This window comes from Candidatus Uhrbacteria bacterium (assembly GCA_016699205.1).
In the GTDB taxonomy this organism is placed as follows: domain Bacteria; phylum Patescibacteriota; class Patescibacteriia; order 2-12-FULL-60-25; family 2-12-FULL-60-25; genus CAIXDN01.
In genome coordinates this window covers 126,369-143,567 of sequence record CP064964.1, presented here as the reverse complement: position 1 = coordinate 143,567, position 17,199 = coordinate 126,369, and the positions used below count along the sequence as shown (strand labels likewise).

Sequence of the window (17,199 nt, the reverse complement as noted above, 5' to 3'; positions counted from 1 at the left end):
GTACGATCGTGATGGGACAAAAATTAACCCGCCGGCGAGGGCGGGTCAATCATTCCGTCAACCTTCCTACTCCTCTTCCTCTATCTCATCCAATGTCGGCTCTTTTCCTCTTTTGCGTTTTGCCGGTTTTTCATTGCCATCGCCCCTGTGTTCAAAGTAACCCATCATTTTCTTGCCGCCTTCTGCCAGGATTCCCGCGTACTGCGACAAGTTCATGATTTTCTCCCCCACCGTCTTTACGAGCAGCTCGACGGCGTTGATTTTCTCGCGCGTTTCTTCTACGAGCTCGTTGGTCTGATGTAAGAGTCTCGCGGCCTCATACAAAAGCCAGCAGACAAAGCCGGTAACGAGCAAAAGACAAATCGATCCAACAAGCAGGAACAAATCGGATGAGGTTTCGAGGAACATATGTTCCAAGTATAGCATGAACGGCTCTTATCGACCGCAGTTCTCGACATCGAGATCGACTTCCACGGATCCAACTCCCGGGACTTCACAGGTCGCTTGAACCGTACCGCTCCAGTAATCTTGGCGGGTTAAACGTTGACCGCCGCGGCGCTTGCGGAAAACAGTAAATACATCTTCCAGCTTGGAACAAGAGATTTGGCTCACATTTTTATCCTGATCTCGCCAAGATACGGTGGCAACTTTGGCGGGTATCGCGGAATTCGTCGAGCGTTCTGTGATGTTGTGCTTAAAGAGCAGTGCGCGATTTTCCTCGTTAAATCCATCAGGCTGCGGATCCGGCCGCAACGGGACAACGAGTTGGGATCCTTCTGAATGGCAGCCATAGGGCGCCAAGGTTCCGATGGATGTTTTCACCGTACCTGTAAACGATCGCGGATACATGTTGGAGATCCAATAAATAATCCCACCAAACCCCACAACCAAGACGATCAGTAAAACGCAACCTTGCACGGGAGTAAGAGAAAAATTCTTGACACCATTTTTATGCGGGACAGCGGTATTTGTTGGAGGCGTATTCATAGGATAAATGATTATGAACGGATTTCTGCGGCAAAGCGGTTTTTCGTTTCGTCAATCACCTGCTCCATCACCGCATCGACATCGGCCGTCTCGAGTGTTCGATCATCCGCACCGATCTCGATATGAAATGCGAGCGACTTCTTTCCGGTTGCCACGCCCTTCCCCTTATACGTATCAAACCAAGTGACTTGGCGAACTAATCGATCAATCTTGGAAAGAGTAGCGATCACATCCTGAACTTCAATATTCTGGTCAACGATAATCGCCAAGTCACGTTTGGAAACAGGATAAACCGGAATCGGCTGATAACGCTTCGCATCCGTTGCACGATGAAAGACATGGCGTAGCGGTAAATCAACCAAAGCCACGCGTCCTTCAAACTTATATTTCTCTGCCAAAGACGGATGTAATTCGCCAACGGTTGCTACAAGCTCGTTCCCAGCCATGGCCTGAACGGTTCTTCCCGGATGCCAGAACGAGTCGCTCGCCAAACGCTTCCACGTAACGCCTGAAATTCCAAGTCCGCTCAACACATGTTCAGCCAAGCCTTTTGCCTCGCGCCACGCATTCTCATCGCCCAAAACGAGGGCGCCTAACTCGGGTTGTTCATCGGGGAGTGTTTTCCAGCCGCTGCCTTTTGGATAGTAGACATTCGCAATCTCAAACAATTTTTGATTTCGGAAACGCTCTTGGTTCTGCATCGCTACCTGCAAGAGAGACGGAAGGAGCGAGGTGCGCATCAATTCAAAGTCTGCCGAAAGCGGATTCGCAATCGCGAGCATTTTGATGGAATTATATCCGGCCATTTCCTGCGTCTCCCGAGATGTAAACGAGTAGGTAAAGGTTTCCGTGTAGCCCGCTTGTTTCGCGAGCTCCTTTGTTCGATCCTCCAAGCTCAATGTCCGGACAGGTGCTTCCGGAACAATTCCAGGCGGAAATACCGCAGGAAGATTCGCATATCCATAAACACGAGCGATTTCCTCCACGAGATCACGTCCGCTCTCAATATCATGGTCGCGCCACCACGGTGAGGTTGCTGTCAGCTTCTTCGCATCCGCCTTCACCGTAAATCCAAGTCTCTTCAACGTATCGATACAATCCGTCTTCTTCATCGGGATGCCGATCAACTCATCGATCTTGGCAAACGTAATCGAGTAGCTCGGTGTTTTGTAAGCATGCGCTTGAATATCATTCATGCCTATAACCTTTCCGCCACAAAGTTCGAGCACAAGTTCAACAGCACGTGCCATCGCCTCAGGCGGCGCCATCATCGACAAACCTTTCTCAAAACGAAGCTGCGCATCCGAGTAGAGATTGAGTTTGCGCGCTGTACGTCGCACGGAAACAGAATCAAAGGTTGCCGCTTCCAAAACAATCGACGTTGTCCCGCTCGTGACAGCCGATGTCTCCGATCCCATCACACCTGCAACAGCTTGCGGCTTATCCGCATCCGCAATCACAAGCATTCCATCCTCAAGATTATAGGTCTTGCCATCAAGTGCCTGCATCTTTTCCCCTTTCTTTGCCGATCGGACAACAATCGTATCAGCGGAAAGTTTGGCCGCATCAAACGCATGCATCGGTTGTCCAAGCTCAAGCATCACAAAATTTGTGATATCGACGACGGCATTAATCGGACGTAATCCTGCTGAAAGCAAACGTCGCTTCAACCACCAAGGTGAAGCTCCGACATTCACTCCATCAATACGCACGCCGATATAGCGCGGACACAATTTCTTTTCAGCCACTTTGATCGATGAAATCGTTTTCCCTTTCGGCATCTTTGCCGCCTTCCACAAAAGCTTACGTTTCAAAATCGATGCAGCCTCGCGCGCCAAACCGACCATTCCAGCTGCGTCCGGACGATTCGTCGTAATTTCAATATCCAAAACCGTGTCGCCGGAAAGTCCGAGCGCATCCGCCAGAGGGGTACCGGCTTTCACTTTTAGTTCCGGTAAAGACTTTCCAAGGTCGACAATCTCGCGCTCCTGATGCGGAAACGCGTCATACAAACCGATTTCATTTGCGGCACAAATCATTCCTTCACTCTTCTCGCCTCGGATCTCGATCGGCTTCAATTCAATCGGATCGCCCTCGCCATGCCAGCGCACCTTGGATCCAACCTTCGCCACCGCAACCCACTGTCCAACTTCCAGATTCGATCCTCCACAAACAATCGTCGCTTTCTTTGCGCCAAGATCAACGTTCGCGATACGAAGCTTATCCGCATTGGGATGCGGCTTCACTTCCAACACATGTCCGACCACGATTCCATCGAGATCTTGTCCTTGCGGATAGAGTCGCTCGACTCCGGGTCCTGACAATGAAACACGGCTCGCAAAAGACTGCGGATCGATCTTTTCCAGATCGACATATTCTTTCAGCCAGTCGTACGATGCGAGGATGTTCATAAGAAGTGATGCGCTGCGTTGGATTTATGTATTGATTATTTCTGCGCTGCGTTACAAGCATTCGTACAGATCTGCTCCGCTCGTTCAAAGTTGATTTCAAGGGCCTTCATCTCCGCTTTCAAGTCCGAGAAATCGCGCATCAAATTGTCGAGGCGCTGTTCAACGGTAAGTGATCGATCCTGCAAATTACGCTGCGAGTTCACGGCCGTCTCGTCGATGCGTCTCTCGACACGCGCTCCATACGTCATCGACTCTTCACGCAGTTTCCAAGTGTCCCACATGTTCCACGAGACGAGAGCAAAAGCTCCAAGCACAATCATGATAAACAAGATCCACCACAAGACAGCGACCCACTTAAAACGCTGCTTCAACATCGCGACCTCATGTTCAAGAGCAGCCGTTTCATTTTTCACGGCCTGCACCGGTACCGTTGTCGTCTGTTTTTCTGCAAGCTGCTTTTCAAGAAGATCCATAGAATTTCGTTAACCTGAATTAGAATTGCTGCAAAAAGCGCAAATCGTTCTTATACAAGGTACGAATATCATCCAGCTGTAGGCCTTCTTTCATCATATAGGTGCGCTCCACTCCCCAACCAAAAGCTAAGCCCGAATACTCTTCCGGATCAAGTCCGGCGGCTTTAATCACGTTTGGATGCAGCATTCCCGCGCCGCCAAGTTCAAGCCAGCCATTTTTACCCATGCGCGAGTCTGTCGAGATATCGATTTCAAATGACGGTTCCGTAAAACGGAAATGATAAGGACGAATACGCACCTTACGATCTGGTCCAAAAAACTCTTTAACAAAGTACTCGATAATACCGAGCAAATGCGTCAGGTTCACTCCCTTGTCGACATACACGCCATCAAACTGATGAAACATCGGTAAATGTGTCAGGTCGATTTGTCGGCGATACGTCTTACCGATGCTGACGGCTCGGATCGGCGGCGTCTGGTCTTTTAAGAGATGCGCCGTTCCATTAGTCGTATGCGGCGTGAGTAGCATGCGTCCTTCATGTTTCTTGTCGCTCATCGGCGCATTCATGAAAAATGTCTCCCAATCATCGCGTGCCGGGTGCTCCTTTGGCATGTTGAGTGATTCAAACGCAAACCAATCCCAATCAACTTCTGGCGGACGCACGCGCTGAAAACCAGCGCGTTCAAAAATTTCCGTAAATTCACGGATCGCTTGTGTGACAATATGCAAATGTCCTTCCGGCGGTCTTGTGCCAGGCTCCGTCACATCTTCCTGCTCGCTGGAAAGTTTCTGATTGATAGCGGCGCTGCCAAGCGATGCGCGTTTCTCATTCATCGCTTTTTCAATATCCATCTTCACTTCATTAGCAAAAGCGCCGATCTTTGGACGATCCTCGGCCGATACGCTCGCCATCTCTTTCATGAGACCGGCAAGCTCGCCTTTGCGTCCAAGAAAACGCACCTCGATTTCCTCGAGCTGCTCAAGTGTCTTTGCCGATTCGATCGCTTCACGCGCCTGATTGCCGATCGCACGGAGTGTTGGTTCGAGATCCATATGATTGAGATTAGAGACCGATGATACCCTTCAGGCCATTCCAGATCGTGCCGCCGTATCGACCAATGTCTTGTGCGGTGACGAGTAGGATAAGAATGATCAACGCCACAAATCCGGCCTGATGAATCGCTGCTTCAAAGCGCGGGTTATTGCGTTTCCGTCGTAACGATTCCACCACGACGAAAAGCGCACGTCCACCATCCAGCGCTGGAATCGGCAAAAAGTTAATGACGGCTAAGTTGAGCGACAACAATGCAGCAAACTGCATCAGTGCCCAAAAACCCTGGCTCGCAACATGTCCTGTTAATACAGCAATGCCAATCGGACCTGAAACTTCACCAGCAAGCTTGCGATCGCCAAAGAGAGATCCGATCAAGCTAAAGAATCCATTAATAATGAGCCACGTATACTGCGCCGTTACAGTCACGCCTTGCACAACAGCAAGATGTAATGGGAAACGCACCGTCCCGATATTCGCAATCGCGACTCCTAGACCCGGTTTTCCTAGCGCGTCCAAAAACTCAGGCTTGGCTTGAATCGTCTGCATTGTCCCATCGCGTTTGATTTCCAATGTTAATTCAAAACCCTTTTTCCGTTTGATCGGCCAGTATCGCGCGTGAAGCTTCTGCGTTATTCGGAACCTGTCCATTAATCGTGACGATCTGGTCGCCCTGTTGAAGCCCGGCATTCTGAGCTGCACTCTTGGAGACAACTTCGACAATTTCAATATGTTGATTGCTGACAATCGCGGAAGGTGGCAATGCATCAACCTCGGCCGGTACGCCAACAGCAAAGCCGATGGTAAAAATGAACATGGCTAAAACCCAGTTCATACAAACACCAGCCGCCAGAATGATAAATTTCTGCCAGCCCTTCTTTGTCAAAAATGAATCAGCGTCTCCTGTCCCCTCGCCAGCCTCGCCTTTCAAGCGCACAAAACCTCCCAAAGGCAGCCAGTTAAGGGACCAAACCGTGTTTTTATAACTAGATCGATCGCGGCCGGCTACCTTCTTCCATCCTTTATCGGTTTTGACAAAACCGATGGCGCGCGGAGGGAATCCATAACCAAATTCCTCGGCTTTTACCCCAAAAATGCGAGCGGCGATGTAATGTCCGGCCTCGTGGACAAGGACGAGTACCGATAAAACCAGCAAGAAGATGAGGACTTGAAGCATGGGTCATATCTTGACGGTTTTCACGCTTTGTGTAAACTCGATATTGGTTCTTCGGATACGTTTGTGCAGCAGACGGGAAAAGCCAAATCAGGATCACCTCCTGTGTTGGCCGGTTAAATGGGGAATAAAGTCGAGATTGGGCTCATAACCCCTCGAGGGGACCCCCATGCCGGATCAAGGACCGTTCTGGATTCAGGGCTGAACGCATGGACCAAGATCAGCGACGCTCGCGACCCTCCCCCGGTTGCTCGAGTGATGCGATCACGAGCCATGCTAGTAAGGTCTGATGAAAGGATCATCCGAAATTCGGCAATCCCCCGTCGGAAAAAAGGCGAGATCCACGTGCGTGAAGTCCCTCGCATGAAGCGCCAACCGCATGACCGTATCCGAAGAATCGCTACTCTTCGCGCCCCGACAAGTCTTCAAGACTTCGTCGGGGCGCTTTTCTTTTTCTATAAAAGATTCGCGCTTAATCCCTTCACGGTTTTTCCGAGCCACCGTGTAGCAATCGCGTCCGTAGATTTTGACGGATCCGTAAAATAATATTCCTGTGCTCCATTGACGATCTCGCTCCCCGCTTCCTTCTCAACCACGTCGACTAATGCCGCCGGTGAGTCAATGATCTTTACGCGTTTCTGCAACGACGCACGGATCACCTCGGCGAGCAAAGGATAATGCGTACAACCAAGAATCAGCGAGTCGACTTGCTCCCGTCGGATCGGCTCCAGATACGTTCGAGCAATACGTTTTGACTCCGGTTTATTGATCCAATTCTCTTCTACAAGCGGCACAAACAACGGACACGCTTGTGAAATAACCTCGATGTTAGAATCGCGTTCCTTTAAGCGGCGTTCATAAACTCCCGATCCAATTGTTGCTCGTGTGCCAATCACACCGATCTTTTTCCCGGAAGCAGACAAAACCGCCGGTGTGATCACCTCAAAGAACTTGATACTCGGAAACTCGCTTTTAAGCTCATTCATCGCAACCGCGCTCACCGAGTTACAGGCGACAAGAATCGTCGTCGCCCCTTTTCCTACCAAAAACCGCGCATCCTCAATGGCATACCGTTGAATCATCTCCGCAGACTTGTTTCCGTATGGAGTACGCGCCGTATCGCCAAGATACACAAACCCCGCAGACGGATGCCTGCGCAGTAACTCTTTTACAACCGTTAGGCCTCCTACGCCTGAATCAAAGATGCCAAGCATGTTCGTAGTTCAATAAGTTTATTATCCATTATCTCTTTTGTGTTCGCCTCAAGATTCAACCGAATCAACGGCTCCGTATTTGACGCCCTCAACGAAAACCACCAATCCCCCATGTCGATGCGCACGCCGTCGAGATGGGAAACACTTGTAGCGTGAGGCGTGTAGTGTGAGGCGACTTTTTCGAGCGCGGCTTTGCTGTCGCTCACCGTGAAATTAATTTCGCCCGAATGCGCATAACGCACGAGCGGTTTCCAGATTTCCGACAACGGCTTTCCCTCGCGCAGCATCAGGCGGATGAGAAGTAACATCGCATAGTCGGAAGCTTCACAATTTGCAAACTCCGCAAAGTAAAAATGCATCGAGAGTTCGCCTGCAAACACCGCACCCGTCTCACGCATCTGTCGTTTGATGCCCGCGTGACCGACTTTGCACATTTCCGCCGTTCCCCCCGCTTCTTCGATCACTTCTTTGACGCTCTTAGACGATCGCAAGTCATATAAAACCTTTGCGCCCTTTTGTTCAGAGAGAATGGCTTTCGCAAAAAGCGCGGTCAGAATATCTCCAGGAATCGCCTCGCCTTTCTCATCAACAAAACCAACACGATCGCCATCACCATCAAACGCCGCTCCTAACACGCAACCTTTGGACTTCACTTCATCCTGTAAGTCAGCGAGAGTCTCGATCTTCACCGGATTTGCTTCATGATTGGGAAAATTTCCATCAAGCTTCCAATACAGTTCATGAACATCGGCGCCAAGTTTCTTCGATAGCTTTGGCAGCACCAACCCCTCCATCCCATTCCCCGCATCGATCGCAATTTTCCAGCTCGATAAATCACCCTCGAGTTTGCTTCGCGACCAGATCGCCTCGATGTATCGCTCAAGCAGATCGTCATCATTCTCGACAGTCCCGCGCATGTTCGATTGTGGAATCGGCTCACCTCCACAAGCGAGATCGCGCAATTCCTCCATGCCGCTCCCCTGCCCAATCGCCGTGTTATCGCCTTTTGTGATTTTTAATCCATTATATTTCGCCGGATTGTGTGATGCAGTAACCATGACACCCATATCATATTCGCCGTTGGATTCTGCGACCGCAAAATTAAACATCGGCGTTGTACAAAGTCCGATACGTACGACATTCACGCCCTGCGCATTCAGTCCTTGTATGAGCGTTTCTTCAAGTTCCGGCGAGGTTATGCGCATGTCATGTCCAACCACGACGGTCTTAGGTCGATGGATGCGTGCTAAAGCCGCCCCAATGCGTCCAGCCTCTGCCGGACCCAATTCTCCTGGTGAGAGGCCGCGAATATCATAGGCTTTGAAAATCGTCGCATTCATAGATGAGCTACAGCATGCGACGAGCGTCGAGAACGGTCAAACCAAGGAAATTGACCGAACCTCAGCATCTGATATGCTTTACCTAGGCCCAAAAGGGCAAATAATTCCGCTTAACAATCGACATTTTTCTATGTATCTGTTGATACTCTTGGTCATTATCGCCGTTGTTGCTGCCTGGCTCATCGCGACTTATAACGGTCTTATTACGCTCAAGAACCAGGTTGATGAAGCGTGGTCGGATATCGATGTCCAGTTGAAGCGCCGCTACGACTTGATTCCGAACCTCGTCGCTACGGTAAAGGGCTACGCCACGCACGAATCCGGAACGCTTGAAAAAGTCATTCAAGCACGCAATTCAGCCATGTCAGCCCAGGGTCCGCATGACAAAGCTGTTGCAGAAAACGCCCTCTCAAGCACGCTTAAGTCGATCTTTGCTCTCTCCGAGGCTTATCCGGACTTGAAAGCCAACACCAACTTCTTGAAATTGCAGGACGAACTTTCCGACACGGAAAACAAAGTTCAGGCTTCCCGCCGCTTCTACAACGGCAATGTCCGCGACTTCAACACCAAACTTCAGGTTTTCCCAACCAACATGATCGCCGGCATGCTTGGCTTTATCAAGCGTGAGTTTTTCGAAATTGGTAATGAAGCGGAGCGCAATGTTCCTGAGGTGAAGTTTTAACCCTTCTGTCATTGCGAGGAACAGCAGTGACGAAGCGATCTTGAGCCTGAGCCCGATCGATCAAGATTGCTTCGTCGTCGGACTCCTCGCAATGACAATCATTCAATGTACTCCCACATCGCTTCCAATCGCCGTAAAAGCTTCCTTCTCGTCGCAGTATTTATCGGAATCCTGGCGGCGGCAGGCTACATTTTTGGCTATCTCAATGGCTCCGGATATTTCGGACTAGGTTTTGCGCTGATCGTTTCCCTCGGCATGACCGCGATCTCGTGGTTTTGGGGAGATAAAATCGTTCTCGCATCGACCGGTGCCAAGCGCATTGAATCGCGCGACCAAAACACGTATCTCTGGAACATGGTGGAGAACCTCTCAATCACCGCCGGCGTTCCAATGCCAGCGCTCTACATCGTCGATGACCCATCGCCGAATGCCTTTGCCACGGGTCGTGATCCGGCTCGTGCCTCGGTTGCCGTGACGACAGGTATTGTCGCGTTACTCGAGAATGAAGAACTGGAAGGCGTGTTAGCGCATGAACTCTCGCATGTAAAAAATTATGACATGCGTTTCATGATGCTTGTTGCTGTGCTCGTTGGCGCGCTCACGATTCTTGGCGACTCATTCTTCCGTTTTGGTTTTCTTGGTCGACGCGGCAATCGCGATAGCGGAGGCGGAATTCTCGCTATCGTTGGTATCGCCTTTCTTATTTTGTCGCCGATTATCGGAGAAATCATCAAACTCGCCGTCAGCCGTTCGCGCGAATATTTGGCAGACGCTTCCGGCGCCCTACTCACCCGCTATCCCGAAGGCCTCGCACGCGCTCTCGAGAAAATTGCCGCTCACAGCCAGCCAATGCAGCGCGCTTCCCATGCGACAGCGCATCTCTGGATCGCAAATCCCTACGGTTCCCGCCAGCGCTTCGCTTCCCTATTTTCGACCCATCCTCCTGTTGAAGACCGCATCAACCGCCTGCGTTTAATGGCGGACGCCCGCTAAACCTATGCTCGGCAATGAATTTCTCTCCCGTTTTACGGGACATCTGCGCGAGGCATTACAGCACGCGCTCGCGTTTGCGATCGGCAGCGGTCGCGACGCCGTCGACCCGGGTGATCTTTTAGTCGGCTTGCTCCAGCAGCATGGTTCCATTGCTGCCGAACTTTTGAATAAATCAAATGTCGACGCCAAGAAGGCCGAGTCCGCCTTCCGTGGCTTTCCAAAGCCGCATGAGCCAGGTAGTCCGATTGCTCCTGATCTTTCCCCTGCGGTCCGCCGCATTCTGGAGAAATGTGTTCTGATGGCACATGTCCACGAGCATCGCTATGTCGGTACCGAGCATCTTCTCTTGTCGCTTCTCGAAAGCTCACTTCCGGATGTCCATACGTTTTTAGAATCGCATGGCATGAATTTGGATTTGGCTAAAGAGCAGCTCGTGCATATTTTGCGCAACACCTCGCGCTTCCCCGACCTCCTTGCTCGTGAAGAAGTTGGGAGTCTCCCCCCTTCTGGGGAGAATCCAGAGGTGGCGCCTCCGGCTCACTCGGCACCGAATGCTGCTCCAAATCAACCGCAGCATGGACGCGTCGCACGCGACAAACGTCCGCGTGCGGTTGAAATCTTTGCACGGGAACTCACGGCTCCGGACACAGTCGCAAATCTCGATCCTGTGATCGGCCGCGATGCAGAAACTGACCGCGTGATTGAAATTCTCTGCCGCCGCACCAAAAATAATCCGATATTACTCGGCGAGCCGGGTGTCGGTAAGACCGCGATTGTCGAAGGCTTGGCACAGCGCCTGGCAGCTGGTGATGTTCCGGATGTTCTGCAGGGTAAGCGTGTCTACGCCATCGACCTTGCTCTCATGGTTGCCGGTACGATGTATCGTGGTGAATTTGAAGCCCGCTTAAAGCAGCTTGTTGAGGAAGTGCGCCTTGATCCGACAGCGATTCTTTTTATCGATGAAATCCACAATCTAGTTGGTGCCGGATCAACGTCAGGTTCTCTCGATGCGGCCAATATCCTAAAGCCTGCATTGGCTCGTGGGGAGATCCGCTGTATCGGTGCAACAACCTGGAATGAATTCAAAAAGCACTTGGAACCAGACGCGGCACTTGAGCGCCGCTTCCAGCCCGTCGATGTCCCGGAACCGACAGCAGAACTCGCAGGGAAGATGCTCCAAGGCCTGAAAACACGTTATGAAGAGCATCATGGCGTCCGTTATGCGCCGGATGCCCTTGAAGCTGCCATCCGTTTATCAGAGCGTTATCTCACAGATCGATTTTTCCCGGACAAGGCTATCGATGTTCTTGATGAAGCCGCCGCTTACGTAAATGCCCGCCGCCGCTCGCGTGAATCCGTTGAGCGTCTTCGCGCATTGGAAATCGCCCTCGATGTCCTTCGCGAATCCAAAGAAGCAGCCGTTGTCGACGGTTCTCTGCCGGATGCTTCCCAAGCGCTTGAGAATGAAGAGCGCTTGCTTGCAGAAAAGCGCCGTATTGAAAAATCGATGGCAGAAACGCGCAAACAAGATCGTCCGACTGTAACCGTTGAGCACGTAGCGCGTATCGTTGCTCGTCTTGCCCGCGTTCCATACGAATCAGTCATCAAGGCCGAGCGCGAGCAGCTGCGCGGAATGGAAGGTAATCTCGCCAAAAAAATCTTTGGCCAGAATCATGTTGTAAAAGAAGTGGCTGAAACGGTACGCAAATCCCGTCTCGGTTTGAGTGATCCAAAACGTCCGCGTGCCAGCTTCTTGTTCGTCGGTCCTTCCGGAACCGGTAAGACCGAACTCGCAAAAGCGCTCGCGCATGAGTTGTTTGGCCGTGAAGACGCCCTTAGTGAAGCTCGACATGTCGGAATTTGCAGAAGGTCACTCTGTTTCCAAGTTACTCGGTTCTCCGGCTGGTTATGTTGGCTTCCGTGAAGGCAACCGCCTCGCCGATACGATCCGCAAACATCCGCACGCGGTTCTCTTGTTCGATGAATTCGAAAAAGCTCATCCTGATGTCCAGCATCTGCTCTTGCAGGCGCTTGAAGATGGAAAAATCACGGACGGAACAGGCCGCCATATCCCCTTCCGCCATGCCTACATCGTGCTCACTTCCAATGTCGGCGCAGAGTATTTAAATCGTTCTTCCCTCGGCTTTGGCGATTCTACCGACGGATTTGAATCCCTCGTCCGCACCCAGCTCAAAGAGCGATTCCGCCCCGAGCTTTTGAATCGTCTCGATCGCATCGTTGTCTTCAAACCGCTTGAGTCGGAAACCTTGCGCAATATTGTCCGACGCGAACTGGATATTATTTTGAGCCGTGTGAAAGAGGCTCAGGATGTCGCGCTTTCCGCTGGCAACGACGTCCTCGACTGGCTCATGAAGCGCGAATTCTCGACTGATGAAGGAGCTCGAGCCGCACGGCGCATCGTCGAGCGTGAAGTGATGTCGCTTTTGTCGGAAATGCTGATCGAGCATCCAAACAAGAAAAAAGGAACGTTGAAGGTAACCAAGAACACAATAAAAGTATCGTAACGAGCAAGCCCGGTCCGAAATATATCGGACCGGGCTTATTCAGATGAGAACGGAGTCGTAACCGCCTTGTGCGTGTAGATCGCGATCGGGGTGATAGTGTCGGAGCAGTGTCCGCAGCGAGCTGCCATGTCCGACCACAACCATTGTGCAGCCATCCGGACAGCTTTTTAGCGCCTCCTCGACAGCTTTCAGGTGCCGATCCAGCACCGTGTCGCTACACTCGCCGCCGAATTCGCGGAAGTCATACGCCCTATGTAGCGAGTCGAGCAACTCTCTGCCTCGATCTGTCGACAGAATCTCTTCGCGAGTCTTGCCGTCAAGACTGCCGAGATGGACCTCGCGGAAGCGGGGTTCGGTCAGGATCGGTACATTGAGTGCTTCACGGAGAAAATGCGCTGTCTGCTGCGCACGCTCGAGATCCGAACACACAATGTGTGAGAACTCCGACGTGGCTGCAAGCAACTGCATCCCGAGCTTGATAGCCTGACCTTTCCCCTCCTCGTTTAGTCGCGCCGTGTCGTCCTGGCCGCTTAGACGCTTGATTGCGTTCCAGTCGCTCTGACAGTGTCGGACAAGTATGAGCGTCTTCATATCGCCTCCAAATGTGCCAAAGGAAACTGTCATGAGAAACCCGAAATGTCAATGTCCCCCGCCCGTGATAGAATCCGCACATGGCGGATGCTGCAGAAGTACAGCCGCTTCCGGATGAGGAGCCAATCGATGAAACGCCGCAAAGCGATGATTCATCAGAGGCAGACCAACCCGGTAAGGACGTCTCTTTTGGGACGTTTTTAACCGTTGGTCCAAAAGCCACGCGCAACGTCACCATTATCGGCTACGACAGCTTGCGAAATACCGTCCGTGCTGTCCGTCGATCCGGCGATACCGTTGAAAACATCCAAATCCCCTACGAGCAATATAAAACGCTTCTCGATGCCCAGCGTGAAAGTGATTTGGCTTCCGGTCGCAAAACCAAAAAGAATCTTTCCAAAGCCGTAAGCGGCTACTTTGGTAAAAGTGTTGCTCTCGATGGAAAATCCGCTCAAGTCATCGGCTACGATGCACAGAGCGATGAAGTTCTCGTTAGCGACGCCGAGGGTCCTCGCTGGATGAAATCCGGGGAGATGCTGCGCAGCACGCAGAATCTTTCAAGAAATCCTCTCGCGACCCCATCTACCTCTCGCGCAAGATCAAGATCCGCTTCAAAAGAGCCGCGCATCATTCAGGATCAAGGCGGAGAAATCGATCAAGATAAAACCGCTCAAATTCAGCGCGCGTTTGAGCAGGGTCGTATTACGATTCAGGATCCGCCTGGTCAGCGTACGGTTTCTTTGTCCGTCGATACGGATGGAAAAGTGTTGCGTCAGCTGGAAACGACGCTTTCGTCCATACAGCCTTCGCAAATCGAGTACCTATCATCGAGTGGCCAATCCATCGCCCTAACCGATGTTGATGTTGCGATTCCGGCGGTTACCGCTCCGCTGGATGTCGAGGCCACGATTGAAACGACAGCGACCATCCCCTCCTCATCGCAGACCTCAATTCGTGCAACGCGCGAGGCGCTTCAACAGTCCCGTGCTGCATCGGGCGCAGTCGCGCAGGGAGCCGTCGCCGCTGTAGCTGCCGTCGCCGCAACAATTCCGGCGACAAATACCGGAGCAAACGCTGCCATCGCGGCTGCACAAAATGTATTGGCGACTTACGCAAATTCTGCGGCGAATCGTCAAAACCAAATCCAGGAATTATCTAATCAGATTTCCGACGTCTCCAATCGCATTAACGATTTACAGCAGCGATCTCGTCAATCGTTGGCAGGTGGCGATGGCGGTCAGGCCGTAGTCTACGAGCAGCAGATGGTTCAGGCGCAAAGCGAGCGCCGATCCTTGCTCGATCAGCAAACCGACATTCAAGTCACGGCCATTAACGAAAACAATAAGGCAGCATTGATTGTAAAAGCCGTCGAAGAACTTGTCCCTGATAAGAGCGGTGAAATTCCAGAAGCAAAAGTTCTTGCGGTTCAGCGTTTATTGCCGAGGCTGCCATCTGTTGCTCCGCGAATGCAACAAGGCGGTGCCGCTGCCGCTTCAGCCGCGCTCCCTACTCCCCCAAGAGTTGCTCGACCGAGAGCCTACGCTCCCGGAATCCCGACTCGTCCAACCGCATCCGCGGCAAATCCGGCCATTCGCTCGCCAAAACCGCTCCGCCCGCTTGGCGGAAGCTTGTCGACGCTTGGCGGCCAAGCTCGTCGTGCAGCTGATTTCAACGCCGATCAAGCCTATGATCGCGGCGCTGGTCAACAGGCTTATGAAGACAGCACGCTCAGCGACTCGTCTGAAGAAGCGCTTGCCACAGAAGGAGGACTTGCGCCCTTTTCCGGACCACTCGACACGCCGCAAGCCCAAACCCAGACCTACGCCGCCGGTGCTGATGATGAAGAAGACGAGCCAGCTGACATCTACGGCGCTCGTGAAGAAGAAGGTCGTTCACGAATGTCGGAGATCAATCAGAGTTTGTCGACTGAGCCGCGTCAGACAGAGCGCTTTGATTCCGGTATCGAAAACAGGCCTTCAAGTGAGTCTGCAACAATCTCGACACCAGCCGAGCGGCCTCGTCCGCCCGTGGGCCCCTCTCAACAGGAAATAGCCCGTGCCGCAGCTTTGCAGCAAGCCACGGCTCAGGCCATCCAACGGCAGGGTCAACAACAGCAGAATCAGAAAAACGGCCAAATCGCTGCTGACCAAGCAGAGAGTCAGAAGCAAAAAATTCAAACGGCAAAAAAGACGTTTTCTAACCTCGTTGACGCATTCGACACCGTTCACGGTGCGGCGGATGTTGTTGGTATTTTGCTCACGGTCGCGCACTTGAATATCCGACTCATACTCACGGTTTTTAAAAGAGACCTACCGTTTACGCCACGCGCCGGATATCCCTATGAGTGCGGCGTTATCCTTTGTTTCGATATTCTGGTCTGCTTAGCCGTTCTTTCGGCGATCATGGGAGTGATTATATTTATTGCCTCGGTTACAGGGGCTGTTTCGAGTGTATCCTTTGGCTTATCTGAACTGATCGATTTGTTCTGATCCAAAGCCCATTCGTGCTATAATCGTTCTATGAACGAACGCTTGCAACGTGTCCTTTTGATCGTAGGCTTTTTTCTGGTTGTTATTGGAATCGCCTTCGGTATTTATTGGGTATTCTTCCGTCCACCAGGAGCGGTCGTGACACCGCCTACGGGTACCATTCAGCCTGGCGGTACCTTGCCTTCGGCAGGTACGGGCGGTCCCCAAGTTGCTACGACGACTCCGACCGGTCCCGGTGGTTTGCCGGTTCAACCAGGCACGCCATTCGTGCCTTCTATTCCAACAGGAATCCCCACCGCTCCCCGCACCCAAGTCCTCCGCTCGACCCCGACACGCTCTGTCTCGGTTTCACAAAACGGCCAAATCCGTGGCTACAATCCGGAAGACGGACGTTTTTATCGCATCTCAACAAGCGGCGAGTCTGTTCCCATGAGCAATCAAACATTTTTCAATGTCGATACCGTCGCCTGGGGCAACTCTTCGGACAAAGCGATCATCAACTATCCGGACGGTTCCAACATTCTCTATGATTTCTCCAACGATCGTCAGGTGACGCTTCCAAAACACTGGGAAGATTTTCAATTTTCTCCAGACGATGACCGTATCGTCGCCAAAAGCGTAGGCAACAATGAGGATAATCGCTTTCTCGTTGTCTCAAATCCTGATGGAACCAATGCTCGTCCAATTGAAAGCCTTGGGGAGAATCAAAACAAAGTCCATTCCAGCTGGTCGCCAAATAATCAAATTGTCGCCTATTCCTTTACAGGGGAACCGCTCGGTCTTGATCGTCAGCAGATTATTTTGCTTGGTCAAAATCAAGAAAACTTCAAAGGCTTGGTCGTAGAAGGCCGCGGATTTATTCCCAACTGGGCTCCTTCCGGTCAAAACCTCTTGTACTCCGTGCATACCAGCGCAAATAACTACCTTCCAACACTTTGGGTCAGCGGCGCCGCCGGCGATTCTATTAATGCTAACCGCATAAACCTCCAGATCAACACGTGGGCAGACAAGTGCACGTGGCAGGGCGAGCAAACGCTTATTTGTGGCGTACCAACTCGATTGGGACAGGGTGCCGGACTCCAGCGAGAAATATTTCAGAACAACCCAGACGAAATTTGGAAAATCAATTTGGCTACGGGAGAAAAGATCAACCTTGGTCAGCCACAAGGCGGTGCCGCCGTGCAAAACATGAGCGTTACGCCAGATGGCCGCTCCGCAATCTTCACCGATCAAATCAGCGGACGGCTGATTCGCTTTGACTTGTAATC

16 protein-coding genes are annotated in these 17,199 nt (G+C 51.8%); 6 read left to right on the top strand and 10 right to left on the bottom strand.

Features of this window, described 5'->3' with window-relative positions:
- Nucleotides 1-66: 66 nt before the first annotated feature.
- From IPH19_00780 to IPH19_00740, 9 genes are all read right to left on the bottom strand, one after another.
- Nucleotides 67-408, bottom strand: a complete 342-nt coding sequence (locus IPH19_00780) for a hypothetical protein (protein ID QQR60986.1) — start codon at nucleotides 406-408, stop codon at nucleotides 67-69.
- Between the two features lie 27 nt (nucleotides 409-435).
- The gene (locus IPH19_00775) at nucleotides 436-987 is read right to left on the bottom strand and encodes a hypothetical protein (protein QQR60985.1); all 552 of its coding nucleotides are present in this window, start codon (nucleotides 985-987) and stop codon (nucleotides 436-438) included.
- 11 nt (nucleotides 988-998) lie between these two features.
- Nucleotides 999-3,398 carry a phenylalanine--tRNA ligase subunit beta gene (locus IPH19_00770; protein QQR60984.1) on the bottom strand — a complete coding sequence of 800 codons (2,400 nt, stop codon included), beginning with the start codon at nucleotides 3,396-3,398 and terminating at the stop codon, nucleotides 999-1,001.
- A gap of 35 nt (nucleotides 3,399-3,433) precedes the next feature.
- Nucleotides 3,434-3,871 carry a hypothetical protein gene (locus IPH19_00765; GenBank protein QQR60983.1) on the bottom strand — a complete coding sequence of 146 codons (438 nt, stop codon included), beginning with the start codon at nucleotides 3,869-3,871 and terminating at the stop codon, nucleotides 3,434-3,436.
- Between the two features lie 19 nt (nucleotides 3,872-3,890).
- Nucleotides 3,891-4,925: a phenylalanine--tRNA ligase subunit alpha gene (pheS, locus tag IPH19_00760; GenBank protein ID QQR60982.1), complete on the bottom strand. Its 1,035-nt coding sequence runs from the start codon at nucleotides 4,923-4,925 to the stop codon at nucleotides 3,891-3,893.
- 10 nt (nucleotides 4,926-4,935) lie between these two features.
- Nucleotides 4,936-5,496, bottom strand: a complete 561-nt coding sequence (locus IPH19_00755; protein QQR60981.1) for a site-2 protease family protein — start codon at nucleotides 5,494-5,496, stop codon at nucleotides 4,936-4,938.
- Between the two features lie 7 nt (nucleotides 5,497-5,503).
- Nucleotides 5,504-6,100 (bottom strand): site-2 protease family protein, encoded by a 597-nt coding sequence (locus IPH19_00750; protein QQR60980.1) that lies wholly within the window; start codon nucleotides 6,098-6,100, stop codon nucleotides 5,504-5,506.
- A gap of 452 nt (nucleotides 6,101-6,552) precedes the next feature.
- A complete protein-coding gene (murI, locus tag IPH19_00745; protein ID QQR60979.1) occupies nucleotides 6,553-7,311 on the bottom strand; it encodes a glutamate racemase in 759 nt (252 codons plus the stop codon).
- Nucleotides 7,284-8,651, bottom strand: a complete 1,368-nt coding sequence (locus IPH19_00740) for a phosphomannomutase/phosphoglucomutase (protein QQR60978.1) — start codon at nucleotides 8,649-8,651, stop codon at nucleotides 7,284-7,286. Before IPH19_00740 ends, murI begins: the two co-directional genes overlap by 28 nt.
- A gap of 130 nt (nucleotides 8,652-8,781) precedes the next feature.
- Here IPH19_00740 and IPH19_00735 point away from each other — a divergent pair, with 130 nt between their 5' ends.
- The 4 genes from IPH19_00735 to IPH19_00720 all read left to right on the top strand — a co-directional run bounded on the left by IPH19_00735 (nucleotide 8,782) and on the right by IPH19_00720 (nucleotide 12,851).
- Nucleotides 8,782-9,333, top strand: a complete 552-nt coding sequence (locus IPH19_00735) for a LemA family protein (protein ID QQR60977.1) — start codon at nucleotides 8,782-8,784, stop codon at nucleotides 9,331-9,333.
- A 105-nt stretch (nucleotides 9,334-9,438) separates the two neighbouring features.
- Nucleotides 9,439-10,326: a M48 family metalloprotease gene (locus IPH19_00730; protein QQR60976.1), complete on the top strand. Its 888-nt coding sequence runs from the start codon at nucleotides 9,439-9,441 to the stop codon at nucleotides 10,324-10,326.
- A 4-nt stretch (nucleotides 10,327-10,330) separates the two neighbouring features.
- Entirely contained in the window at nucleotides 10,331-12,250 is a 1,920-nt protein-coding gene (locus IPH19_00725) for an ATP-dependent Clp protease ATP-binding subunit (GenBank protein ID QQR60975.1), read from the top strand.
- Nucleotides 12,150-12,851 (top strand): ATP-dependent Clp protease ATP-binding subunit, encoded by a 702-nt coding sequence (locus IPH19_00720; protein QQR60974.1) that lies wholly within the window; start codon nucleotides 12,150-12,152, stop codon nucleotides 12,849-12,851. The genes IPH19_00725 and IPH19_00720 overlap by 101 nt, the downstream gene beginning before the upstream one ends.
- A 39-nt stretch (nucleotides 12,852-12,890) precedes the next feature.
- On the opposite strand, the gene IPH19_00715 is transcribed toward IPH19_00720, so the two are convergent.
- Complete coding sequence (locus IPH19_00715; protein QQR60973.1) at nucleotides 12,891-13,442, bottom strand: histidine phosphatase family protein; 552 nt, start codon at nucleotides 13,440-13,442, stop codon at nucleotides 12,891-12,893.
- An 80-nt stretch (nucleotides 13,443-13,522) separates the two neighbouring features.
- On the opposite strand from IPH19_00715, the gene IPH19_00710 reads away from it, so the two are divergent.
- Both IPH19_00710 and IPH19_00705 read left to right on the top strand, forming a co-directional pair.
- Nucleotides 13,523-15,931, top strand: coding sequence for a hypothetical protein (locus IPH19_00710; GenBank protein QQR60972.1), 2,409 nt, complete (start codon nucleotides 13,523-13,525; stop codon nucleotides 15,929-15,931).
- Nucleotides 15,932-15,961: 30 nt separating this feature from the next.
- Nucleotides 15,962-17,197, top strand: a complete 1,236-nt coding sequence (locus IPH19_00705; protein QQR60971.1) for a hypothetical protein — start codon at nucleotides 15,962-15,964, stop codon at nucleotides 17,195-17,197.
- Nucleotides 17,198-17,199: the final 2 nt, after the last annotated feature.

What these genes read in the sequence shown, in the direction of transcription:
- IPH19_00780 (QQR60986.1), bottom strand. Translation starts at nt 408, where the DNA reads ATGTTCCTCGAAACCTCATCCGATTTGTTCCTGCTTGTTGGATCGATT.
- IPH19_00775 (QQR60985.1), bottom strand. Translation starts at nt 987, where the DNA reads ATGAATACGCCTCCAACAAATACCGCTGTCCCGCATAAAAATGGTGTC.
- IPH19_00770 (QQR60984.1), bottom strand. Translation starts at nt 3,398, where the DNA reads ATGAACATCCTCGCATCGTACGACTGGCTGAAAGAATATGTCGATCTG.
- IPH19_00765 (QQR60983.1), bottom strand. Translation starts at nt 3,871, where the DNA reads ATGGATCTTCTTGAAAAGCAGCTTGCAGAAAAACAGACGACAACGGTA.
- pheS (QQR60982.1), bottom strand. Translation starts at nt 4,925, where the DNA reads ATGGATCTCGAACCAACACTCCGTGCGATCGGCAATCAGGCGCGTGAA.
- IPH19_00750 (QQR60980.1), bottom strand. Translation starts at nt 6,100, where the DNA reads ATGCTTCAAGTCCTCATCTTCTTGCTGGTTTTATCGGTACTCGTCCTT.
- murI (QQR60979.1), bottom strand. Translation starts at nt 7,311, where the DNA reads ATGCTTGGCATCTTTGATTCAGGCGTAGGAGGCCTAACGGTTGTAAAA.
- IPH19_00740 (QQR60978.1), bottom strand. Translation starts at nt 8,651, where the DNA reads ATGAATGCGACGATTTTCAAAGCCTATGATATTCGCGGCCTCTCACCA.
- IPH19_00735 (QQR60977.1), top strand. Translation starts at nt 8,782, where the DNA reads ATGTATCTGTTGATACTCTTGGTCATTATCGCCGTTGTTGCTGCCTGG.
- IPH19_00730 (QQR60976.1), top strand. Translation starts at nt 9,439, where the DNA reads ATGTACTCCCACATCGCTTCCAATCGCCGTAAAAGCTTCCTTCTCGTC.
- IPH19_00725 (QQR60975.1), top strand. Translation starts at nt 10,331, where the DNA reads ATGCTCGGCAATGAATTTCTCTCCCGTTTTACGGGACATCTGCGCGAG.
- IPH19_00715 (QQR60973.1), bottom strand. Translation starts at nt 13,442, where the DNA reads ATGAAGACGCTCATACTTGTCCGACACTGTCAGAGCGACTGGAACGCA.
- IPH19_00710 (QQR60972.1), top strand. Translation starts at nt 13,523, where the DNA reads ATGGCGGATGCTGCAGAAGTACAGCCGCTTCCGGATGAGGAGCCAATC.
- IPH19_00705 (QQR60971.1), top strand. Translation starts at nt 15,962, where the DNA reads ATGAACGAACGCTTGCAACGTGTCCTTTTGATCGTAGGCTTTTTTCTG.